Annotated in this window: 6 protein-coding genes and 1 pseudogene; 4 read left to right on the top strand and 3 right to left on the bottom strand. The window is 44.6% G+C overall.

What is annotated here, in order from left to right; all coding sequences use genetic code 11:
- Positions 1-137: 137 nt before the first annotated feature.
- Positions 138-1,205, top strand: a pseudogene (locus tag ACTIE0_RS10050) (group II intron reverse transcriptase); the annotation flags it as partial.
- A gap of 1,082 nt (positions 1,206-2,287) precedes the next feature.
- Here ACTIE0_RS10050 and ACTIE0_RS10045 read toward each other — a convergent pair.
- Together ACTIE0_RS10045 and ACTIE0_RS10040 are read right to left on the bottom strand one after the other, a co-directional pair.
- On the bottom strand, positions 2,288-2,461 hold the full coding sequence (locus tag ACTIE0_RS10045; protein ID WP_006620936.1) for a hypothetical protein: 174 nt from the start codon (positions 2,459-2,461) through the stop codon (positions 2,288-2,290).
- Positions 2,462-2,694: 233 nt separating this feature from the next.
- Positions 2,695-2,937 carry a hypothetical protein gene (locus ACTIE0_RS10040; RefSeq protein ID WP_150105288.1) on the bottom strand — a complete coding sequence of 81 codons (243 nt, stop codon included), beginning with the start codon at positions 2,935-2,937 and terminating at the stop codon, positions 2,695-2,697.
- 133 nt (positions 2,938-3,070) lie between these two features.
- Between ACTIE0_RS10040 and ACTIE0_RS10035 the strand changes: the two genes are divergently transcribed.
- The gene (locus tag ACTIE0_RS10035) at positions 3,071-5,437 is read left to right on the top strand and encodes a phosphodiester glycosidase family protein (RefSeq protein WP_231296417.1); all 2,367 of its coding nucleotides are present in this window, start codon (positions 3,071-3,073) and stop codon (positions 5,435-5,437) included.
- Positions 5,438-5,539: 102 nt separating this feature from the next.
- On the opposite strand, the gene rph is transcribed toward ACTIE0_RS10035, so the two are convergent.
- Positions 5,540-6,265 carry a ribonuclease PH gene (gene rph / locus ACTIE0_RS10030; RefSeq protein ID WP_008054590.1) on the bottom strand — a complete coding sequence of 242 codons (726 nt, stop codon included), beginning with the start codon at positions 6,263-6,265 and terminating at the stop codon, positions 5,540-5,542.
- Between the two features lie 406 nt (positions 6,266-6,671).
- Here rph and ACTIE0_RS10025 point away from each other — a divergent pair, with 406 nt between their 5' ends.
- Both ACTIE0_RS10025 and ACTIE0_RS10020 read left to right on the top strand, forming a co-directional pair.
- Positions 6,672-7,412: a Uma2 family endonuclease gene (locus tag ACTIE0_RS10025; RefSeq protein WP_006668118.1), complete on the top strand. Its 741-nt coding sequence runs from the start codon at positions 6,672-6,674 to the stop codon at positions 7,410-7,412.
- Positions 7,413-7,453: 41 nt separating this feature from the next.
- Positions 7,454-9,880: a zinc metalloprotease HtpX gene (locus ACTIE0_RS10020; protein ID WP_006620930.1), complete on the top strand. Its 2,427-nt coding sequence runs from the start codon at positions 7,454-7,456 to the stop codon at positions 9,878-9,880.
- Positions 9,881-10,404 lie beyond the last annotated feature (524 nt).

Here is a 10,404-nt window from a genome sequence, read left to right as displayed (position 1 = left end):
CTTTGGTTTTGGACATACCGTATAGTTCAATTGCATTGATAACTTTTTGTCTAAGGTCGTAACTGTAGGGGGCTGGCCTTTTGGGTCTTCTGTAGATATCCTTGCTATTATACGTCCTAACTACTCTGTCTTTTGCTATAAGTCCAATACTCGCCAACATTGCACTGTTGGGAATGGTTAGGTTAATTGAAACAATGTATCCCAAGAAAGCTAATAGAGTGCAAGCCTCGTTAGTAAGATACGCCGATGATTTCGTAGTAATATCACCTTCACTCGATATCATTGAACCGTGTAAAAATGCTATTTCCGAATGGTTAAAACCTGTAGGATTGGAAATTAAACCTGAAAAGACTAGAGTGTGTCATACACTTAACCCCATACAATACGAGGGCAGAACAGAAGAAGCAGGTTTTGATTTATTAGGATTTAATATCAGGCAATACCCTGTAGGAAAATATAAATCGGGAAAAACAGGTGGGACAGCGAGCCGATTAATCGGTCACAAAACCCACATAAAACCCAGTAAGAAAGCAGTTCAAGCCCATACAGAAGTGATTAAGGGTGTGATAAAACAGCATAAGACCGCACCCCAGTCTGCCCTGATTAGCAGGCTAAACCCGATTATTCGGGGGTGGGAAAATTACTACTCAGGAGTAGTTTCATCCGAGACATTCAGCAAGCTAGATGACATAATTTGGCAAATGTTAAGGGCATGGAAAGTATCAAGATGCGGAAAGGCAAACATCGAAAAACTGAGGAATTATTTGAGACCGGGAACGGTCATACTCAGTAATGGGAAAGAAAGACATGAAACCTGGTTATTTAGAACTAAAGATGGACTTCAGTTATGGAAACATAACTGGACTCCAATTGTCAGACACACCCTGATCAAACCTGAAGCAACACCATACGACGGAAATTGGACTTACTGGTCAAACAGAAAAGGACAAGCAATCGGAACGCCAAATAGGGTAGCAAAACTACTCAAAAAGCAAAAAGGCAAGTGTACCTGGTGCGGGCAATATTTGACCCCATATGACTTAGTTGAAGTAGACCACATTGTACCTCGAAACCTCGGTGGAAAGGATGAATACAACAACCTTCAGCTATTACACCGCCACTGTCATGATGATAAAACGGCGTTAGATAACGTCAATGCTGTATCTTTAACAATGGAGGTGCGAAACGTTCAGGCACGCGCATAGGGTGGCAATACCCGAAATAACTGCCCGGTGGGACTTCCACCCCTTGGTGGAATATAGGGAGTCGCTTCCCTGACCATCCCATAACTGTTTATATGTCCCGACGCTTGGAGAAATCTAAGCAAGGCAGGGAACTCTGGGTCAAGACAGAACGTTAGAACGGAGGAAGTTGTGAGCCTCCTATTATAGCGCGAAGTTGAGAGTAACGGCGGTAGCCACCCCCAGTTTTAGGAATCATAACCCGTCAGATTGAAGCGGGGAATGGAAGGCGTGAAGTAGAACCTACTACCAGATGCGACCACTGCCAACCATCCATGACTAAGGAAATCTGAATGTTCCGACTTGAACCACCGTCATAAAGAGGTAGCGAAACAGGTTGACACGCTGCGCTCAAAAGAGCAAGGGGAAAAGTAGGGGTTTCTCTTTACTACCTACACAGACCTTTGAAATTACCCCGGTGGACAGGACAAGTCTAAAGATGGAATGCCCGTATAAACGGAACGTTTAAACCCCTTTTAGGCTCTCGGCAGGATGTACCTGTGGAGTAGTGAAAAGTGTAAGCGTATACCTTTAAGGGGAAAGGATGTGGCTGAAAGCTAATGCCTAACTGTAATGGTTAGGATATGCCCACTAGCCACGGTGTGGATATAGAGACCGCGACAATTAAGAGTTTGATGACGAGTGCGAGTTTAAAGACTACGAGGTTGTATATAGCTCCTAAAGTTGAGGTTACAAAGCGGGGGGTCGTAGCCCTGTTCCTACTGAAAAATAGGGTATCTACATCAGGAGCCGTGTGCTGGGAAACTCGCAAGCACGATTTGGAATTGGAGTTGGGGAAGGTGACTTCTCTTTCGACCATAACCAGTCTGCGCGTGCGTCACATCAGGAAGTTTTTCGTGTCTATGCCAATTATCTGGATGTGGAAGCACCACTAGAGCCGTATGAGGTGAAAGTCTCAAGTACGGTTTTGAATGGGAGGGGGAGATGGTGACATCTCTCTCGACCCCTAATTACTACCATAACTGGAAGAATATTTCCGGAAATCTCCTGAAATTACTTGTTAATCCCCCTCTAATCAGAAACACTCATTCCCGAAACCACTGACAATAGAGTTTTCCTTGGTCATCAGTGCGCCAATGGCCAACGAGTTTGCCTTTTTCGGTGAGAGCTTTAGTGTGACTGCGTTCTGGTCTAATCTCGTTGAAAGTCCGGGACTGTTGAGGGATTTTAACTGGGGTTTTATGAAGAGTTTGTAACATGGTCTTTACCTCTGTTGATTATAGATTTTATTTACCTCTACTACCATTATAACCGATGAAATTTAAACGACAAGTCTACGGCTGCACACCTGGGCAGGAAGGGACAGCAGATAATTTTCACAAGTAAAAATTCATAATTTTCTACCCGACCAACTACCATTGATAAAGCCAGCGTTACCCCAGGGTTAATCGGAGAAGTTTGGTTTCTTGATGGGACTGTGTTGAATAAAAAATCAAGCGTATAGCCATGGTGAATAAACGATATCATGATAGGCGATCGCCAGAAATTTGTCAAGGGGGTTGGGGCAAAAAGGCGGCGACGCGGCGTTGAATAAAAAATCAAGCGTATAGCCATGGTGAATAAACGAGACAATGATAGGCGATCGCCAGAAATTTGTCAAGGGGTTAGGGCAAAAAGGCGGCGACGCGGCGTTGAATAAAAAATCAATAATTGATGGTATAGGAGAAATTGGCAATTGTAAAGTTTTGTTAAGCTAGTGTAGGGTTTCACCCATCAGGGGTTATACTACATATCATAGTAGATGCACCCTGATTCAAGCGCCCATCACACTTTATGAGTGTGGGCGTTTTTTTTTGGGAGTGGGAGTGGTGAAGGAATTAAAATATGGGGTTAAGGTTTCACCTTTGCGATCGCAATATTTTATGAACAACACAGTCGCCTCATTTACCGATATCAGCCAACACTGGGCTTATCCGTTTATCCAAGGTCTGCAACGCCAAGGGGTTGTGAGTGGGTTTAAAGATAGAACCTTCCGCCCCGACCAAACGATGACCAGGGCTGAATTTGCCTCCATTGTCCAAGCGGCCTTTTCCCTAGTACCCCAACGGGAGTATACACCCTTTGCAGATGTTCCGGCCGATTTTTGGGCGGCTGAAGCGATCCGCAATACGTTTAGATCCAGATTTATCAGTGGTTTTCCTGATGGTCGGTTTCTTCCTGGGGAGAACATTTCCCGGTTGCACGTTTTACTGGCTTTAGTGTCTGGCTTACAGATGCAGGCGGGAGCATCTGTGTCTTTAACTGCTATATATAAGGATGGGGGTAATATTCCCAACTACGCCCAACAGGCGATCGCCACAGCCACCCGAAACCGCTTAGTAGTAAACGCGCCTACCATTGATATTTTGAAGCCTAACCGTCCCGCCACGAGGGGAGAAGTGGCGGCTTGCATTTACCAGGCGCGAGTATTTCTGAACCAAAGCCCTATAGTAGCTTCCCCGTATATTGTGGAACTTGCTAACCCCGGAGTAATTCGGCGGGGGACTCACCTATCAGTAAATGGTCGGACTTGGCGCGCGGCTTGGGGTCAGTGGAGTTCGGGAATTTGCACTTATACGGGAGTTAGCAACAAAGGGGCGATATTGGTTTTAGGTATGGAGTTACTGAATACTGATGATGTTAACGTTCAGCCTGTTAAGTGGTTTTCAACTATTGGCAAATCTTACCGGCTGAAAACTCAACTAGACCGGGAATTTCGCTATCTGAATTTGGACGATATCGCCCCGGTAGGGAATTGGGAAATGGTTATTGATAACCAAACTTTACGCATATTCTCTGTACCTAGCAAAGTTGACAATATTACGGTTAATGAAAACGATGGTATTTGCCGGATTGAGATACAACTAAGTCAAGCTACCCCTTGGGAACTTTACGAACAAAGTCGAGAATGGGAAGTGGTGTTAGATGCGATCGCTGCTGAATCTCTAGCCAATCGGTTTCCGGAAACGGCAACCACACCCCCTAAATCTGGTAATCAAGAACAACAAAATGAGGGGGAAACTAGCGGCAGTTCTGAGAAACCATCACCCATTGTCGTTCGCATTTCAGCCACTCAAACCGTGATTAAGGGAACTTTACCTGATGGGTATAGAGTCCGCACCCAAACCCTTCATAATCGCGATAGATTGGTAATTGAACTGCGGCGAGATGCTTTAGTGGAACAGAGTATTTTGGTTTATCCAGGACTGCGATCGCGACAGCAATATTTAACTTTAGAAGGGGATAAATTTCCGGCAGTCTGGTTAACGATAACTCCTCGGTCGGGGTTGTCAATCGCCCCGATATGGACCGAAACCAATCAGATGCGGGGGACTAACTCTTTCTTAGCTATTACCAAAACTTGGTCAAGTTTGGGGGGGATTAATGGCGGATATTTTAACCGTAATAACTTATTACCTTTGGGGGTTATTCGTAAGGATAATAAGTGGTTTTCTGGGCCAATACTTAATCGGGGTGCTATGGCTTGGGATAATAATGGAAGAGTGAGAATGGGGCGATTAAAGTTAGTAGAAACTCTGGTAATTTCTACGGGACAACGCTTTGAGGTAGACCTGCTAAATACTGGATATGTGAAGGCGGGAATTGCTCGTTATACTTCCGAATGGGGAGCCAGTTATTTCCCTCTAACTCTTAATGAAATTGTGGTGGTAGTTTCGGGAGACCAAGTAACTCGACAAATTGAACTACCTGATGATCAAACTCCCACAGCTATCCCCACTAATGGTTATCTGCTGGTTTTCCGTTCTTTTCGGAGTGCTGTTAGTGCTTTTGGGGTCGGTTCTCGGTTAACAATTACGGCGACAACTACTCCCTCTGAGTTTATAGATTTTCCTCATATTATGGGTGGCGGACCTCTGTTGGTGCAAAATCGCAATATTGTGGTTAATGCAGAGGCGGAAGGGTTTAATTATTGGTTTGGTCAACAGTTGGCTATCCGCAGCGCTGTGGGTGTGACAGCGACGGGAGAAGTGCTTATGGTGACTGTTCATAACCGGGTGAATGGGGCGGGACCTAGTTTAACAGAAATGGCAAAATTGATGCAGCAATTAGGGGCGATCGATGCTATAAATTTGGATGGTGGCAGTTCTACCAGTTTGGTGCTGGGTGGGCATTTACTTAATCGCACCCCTGATACAGCCGCCAGGGTTCACAATGGTTTGGGAATATTTATTTAGATTCATCAGGTCAGTCGGGACGGGTTGATTAATGGGGCTGTGGGGATAATTAATTCACAGGATAACCCGCCCCTAAATCAGCTTTGATGATTAATCATTTAATTAATCAGTTAGCCCTAAAACCTGCCTTTGTAATTGACAGAGTTCTGTAATGCCTTTTTCGGCATAGTCTAAGATTTGGTTTAACTGATTTCGGTTCAAACTTTCTGCTTCTGCTGTTCCCTGAAGTTCAATAATTCCCAGGTCATCGCGCATGACCACATTAAAGTCGATATCGGCTGCTACGTCTTCCTGGTAATTGAGATCAAGTAAGGGTTCCCCGTGCATCATTCCGACAGAAATGGCGGCGATCTGATGAATAATAGGCGATCGCTTTAACTGTCCCTGTTTTACCATTTTATTAAAAGCATGAGCCAGGGCGACAAACCCCCCAGTAATCGAGGTGGTGCGGGTTCCTGCGTCCGCCTGTAACACATCAGCATCTACCGTAACAGTTATTTCCCCCATAGCCTGTAAATCTACCGCCGCGCGTAAGCTACGACCAATCAGGCGTTGAATTTCCTGGGTTCTACCTGAGAGTTTCATCAATTCCCGGGGTTGACGTTGGGGAGTCGCCCCCGGAAGCATCCGATATTCTGCGGTTAACCAACCTTTTCCGGTATCCTGCAAAAATCGGGGTACTCCCGGTTGAATTGTTACCGTACAAAGCACTTGGGTATTGCCGGATTTTGCTAGGACTGAGGCAGCCGCAAATTGAGTATAATCTAGCTCAAACTGTACAGGGCGCAGTTGGTGGGGCTGTCTACCGTCGGGACGTTGCCAAGACATCATTTATTTGATCAGTTTAATGTGGTTAACTGAGGTTATTTAAGGATATTTTCCGAAATTTGTCCGGGTGGTTGATCTCCGTTTATATCCGATAAACAACCCCTAGGCTGACAGTATTTTAATATGGGAGTGCCACATTAATACAAGATCTCATCAGCCTGAGTATAATTTCGGGTGTATCATCAATGAGCGATCGCCCAACGACTAAGCAGTAGTATCGCCCATCCCAGAGTATCACCTATATCTAACACTAGAATCCCTAGACTATTTGACGACTATCCAAATATTGATGTTACGGTTTTGACTGATAATTGACTACCCCGGTCATCAAGTTTGGGAAGATTGATTAATATCTCGAAAAATGCTACAATCTTAGGAAGTCGCGAATATATGGGAATAATCGATTATGGTACAACAAGTTATACCCGAAACCCAACCGACAGTTATTTATCCTGAAAGTGACGGTCAACCCATGTCTGATAACACGCAACAATTTCGCTGGATTGTGATTATCAAAGAAAACCTGGAAATATTGTTTTCTGGGGATGAAAATATCTTTGTGGCGGGTGATTTACTGTGGTATCCAGTGGAAGGAAATAATAAAATCCGTACTGCGCCAGATGTCATGGTAGCTTGTGGTCGTCCCAAGGGGGATAGAGGCTCATATCGACAATGGGAAGAGGATAATATCGCGCCGCAGGTAGTATTTGAAATTCTTTCGCCGGGAAATACATCGAAAAAAATGGCGGAAAAACTACTATTTTATCAACGCTATGGCGTAGATGAATATTATCTATATGACCCGCAGTCACAAGAGATAACTGGTTTTTTGCGGTCAGAAAATTGGCTAGAATCGATTGAAAACATGAAAGGTTGGGTTAGTCCTCGGTTACAAATTAGGTTTGAGTTAACAGAAACTGGGCTAGAAATTTATCGACCAGATGGGGAGAAATTTTTAACACCAGTGGAATTAGATAAGTTACGACAGCAGGAACGTGAAAGGGCTGAACAGGCTGAACTTGAGTTACAACAGGAACGCATGAAAGCGCAACAGACGGAAATTGAGTTACAGGAGGAACGTCAACGCTATGAACGATTGATAGAGTTATTGAAGCAGCAGGGAATTGATCCACCACAGATGTTGTAAATTGGGATACTCTAAAGGGGAGGCTGATTGAGGATAGGCTGATGTCATCTACCGATCGCAGTAAGGAAGAACTAAACCCCGACTTAAATTCCCTAGAGTTGGGGTTAGCAGCGATTAAACAGAAACAATACCAACAGGCGATCGCACTTTTAGAACCCATCGCCGACTCTCAACCCCATACGAAAGTCGGATTCAAAGCCCAAATTGGCTTGGTGAAAGCATACGATCGCAGCGGACAAAGCGATCGCGCCATTTCTCTATGTCAAACACTCACACTAGAGACCCCAGAAAAAATCAGAACTTGGGCTAGTAATCAACTCCAGCAACTCCAAAGTCGCCAGCCTAACCCCTCAGTCCCCCCTACCGTAGCGACAGGATTTGTTCCCTTCGACCCCAACTTACAACCGCCCAAAGTTCAATCAACCACCCCTAAAGCCAAACCAAAACCAAAACCCATCCCCCCATTAAACAAACCGCCAATTGAGATCAAATCAGACCAACCGCAGAAACAACAGCCCCAAGTAATCAGCAATTCTCTCCCAGAGAGTCCCCCAGAGGAAGCGCAAACCTGGACCACCCCGACGGAAACTGAGACAGTTTCACATTCCCATCAATGGAAAGAAGCGGAAAGGGCGACCAAGTGGCGAAAAATAGGGAAACTGAAAGTCACCCGATTAAGGATCGAACAATTCCTAACCGTATTTATCCTGCTGTGGATAAGTCCTCGCATTGTGGAATTTCTGTTCAGAAACGCCAATAATATCCTGATATCCCTACCCGTGGTGCGACCCATTCAATGGCTATACCGCAATCCTAACCAATGGCTGTACTGGGTTTTAGGGTTATTATTTATAGTCTCCCCCTGGCTATGGGATGGATTGCTGAAATTATGTTACGGTCAAGAAACCCTCCCCCGGACGAAATTATTAGCATTATCTCCAGAAGCCAATCGCATCCTACAAAACTACTGTAAAGCGCGAAATTGGAAATTTCCGGCGCTGCGAGTGTTACCAACCGCTACCCCGATCGCCATGACATTAGGATGCTGGCCAAGATTTGTGCGAATTGTGGTTAGCCAGGGTTTACTCGATACCCTAACCCCTGACGAAATAGCTACCATTTACGCGCGAGAAATCGCGAGTGTGGGAAATTGGGATTTTCTGGTGATGTCGTTTATTACCCTATTAGTGCAAATTCCCTACTTGATTTATCAATACTCAGCTATCGGCGCGCAATGGTGTTTTGAGCGAGTTAGGTCTGAACCCCCATTAATTCCTGATGTAGCCCTATCTATATTAAAACCAGCGACCTACATTCTGCGGGTGATAGCTTTCCCGGTTTCGGTATTGGCTTATGGAGTTTATCAGATTCTCCGGTTTCCGGCTTTGTGGATTTCGAGGCGGCGGGTTTATTATAGCGATCGCATCTGTTGTAATTTAACCGGAAATCCCAATGGTTTGACCAGGGCGCTGCTAAAAATGGCTATTGGTATCTCACAGACCACACCCCAGTTAGACAATACTACCTTTTTATTAGAAGGGTTGGACTTATTAACCCCGATCGCTCCTACCCAGGGGATGACTCTGGGTAGTATATTGGTTAGTTCCCCGCCAAGTCAACTGATCGGGTTGAACCAAGGCTGGGACATTGAATCTCTATTAACATGGGATCTGAGAAATCCCCATCGCTACTGGTTACAGATTAGCAATTCTCATCCCCTATTAGGCGATCGCCTACTGATTCTCAACAGTTATGGCAAATTTTGGCAAATAGAAACTCAGTTAAACCTTGAAGTTAAGTCCCTGTCTGATTCCCGAGGCGATCGCGCTCAACTTTTAATGCAAGTCGCCCCTTATTTAGGATTAGCGATCGGATTAGCGATCGGGTTGCTAATCTGGCTATTAGGGGCAATTTTCGGCAAGCTAGGGATTTGGCAACTAGAATGGTTATATGGGGATCGGGCGATTCTGTGGGGTTGTGTTCCCATTGGTGTCAGTTTAGGTATATTTTGGAGAAATAATCAATTTTTCCCCGACATCAAACCCGCGGCCATCATTCACAATCCTAATCTCCGCGATCTATATTGTAATCCCGACAGTATCCCCATTGACAGTAAACCCATTTGCATAGAAGGTCAGCTAATCGGACGGTCGGGAATTAGTAATATCATGGGTCAAGAACTGATCTTAAAAACCGCCAGCGGTATAGTTCCCCTCCACTATATCCCCCAGTGGACACCCCTGGCCAACTTCTGGCAAAAATCCATCCATCCCTCTGATTTGATTGGTAATTCGGTTAAAATAACTGGATGGTGGCGACGGGGGGCTACTCCCTGGATTGATATAGAAAAACTGGAAAATGTGGCAGATCGTAGCCGTATCTATGGCGGACATCCCTTGTGGTCAGTCATTCTAGCCGGATCACTGGCTTTTGGGGGAGCGAGTATCATTTCTAGCGGTAGACTTTAAATACACCTACCATTAGAATTTCTAATGTATCAAGTTTGCATTTTGTCCCAAACAATGTTACATTTGTTAACATCGTGAATATAGGCGATATCTGTGATATCTTGAAAGATGGTCTGTTGCTGCTGTGGTCTTAGCAATGGCAAAAGTCTATGTAGATCATCAGTGGTGGCAGTGATCTGACTGCAAAGATTGCCAAACAAGTTAGTCGTTCCATAAAATTTGTGATTTTGTTTCGCCAAAACATACTAAACTTAAAGAAGCATTTAACAGGTTTGAAGTTGAATTACTTTGACATTAGTTACTGCGATCGCAGCTATAGAAACCTTAAACTTAAAACATATTGACAAAAGTGATAGGAACAGCTATAGCAGATATTTTTGAAGCATGACTCAAATTTCACTCGACCGTTCAAATCAATCTCAATCTTTTGGATATTTGAGGCTGCTCATCTCAGCCAGCCAGGAAACTCATTTATATATTGAAGCCAATGATCATACTCAGTGAGTTCAGGCTGGAAGTAACAC

The organism is Limnospira sp. (assembly GCF_051859755.1).
Lineage (GTDB): Bacteria > Cyanobacteriota > Cyanobacteriia > Cyanobacteriales > Microcoleaceae > Limnospira > Limnospira fusiformis.
Note: the sequence above shows the minus strand (reverse complement) of the source record. Positions and strands in the feature narration are given on the sequence as shown.

Bases quoted from the DNA above. Each gene is read 5' to 3' on its own strand.
- ACTIE0_RS10045 (WP_006620936.1), bottom strand. From the start codon at position 2,461: ATGTTACAAACTCTTCATAAAACCCCAGTTAAAATCCCTCAACAGTCC.
- ACTIE0_RS10020 (WP_006620930.1), top strand. From the start codon at position 7,454: ATGTCATCTACCGATCGCAGTAAGGAAGAACTAAACCCCGACTTAAAT.
- rph (WP_008054590.1), bottom strand. From the start codon at position 6,265: ATGTCTTGGCAACGTCCCGACGGTAGACAGCCCCACCAACTGCGCCCT.
- ACTIE0_RS10025 (WP_006668118.1), top strand. From the start codon at position 6,672: ATGGTACAACAAGTTATACCCGAAACCCAACCGACAGTTATTTATCCT.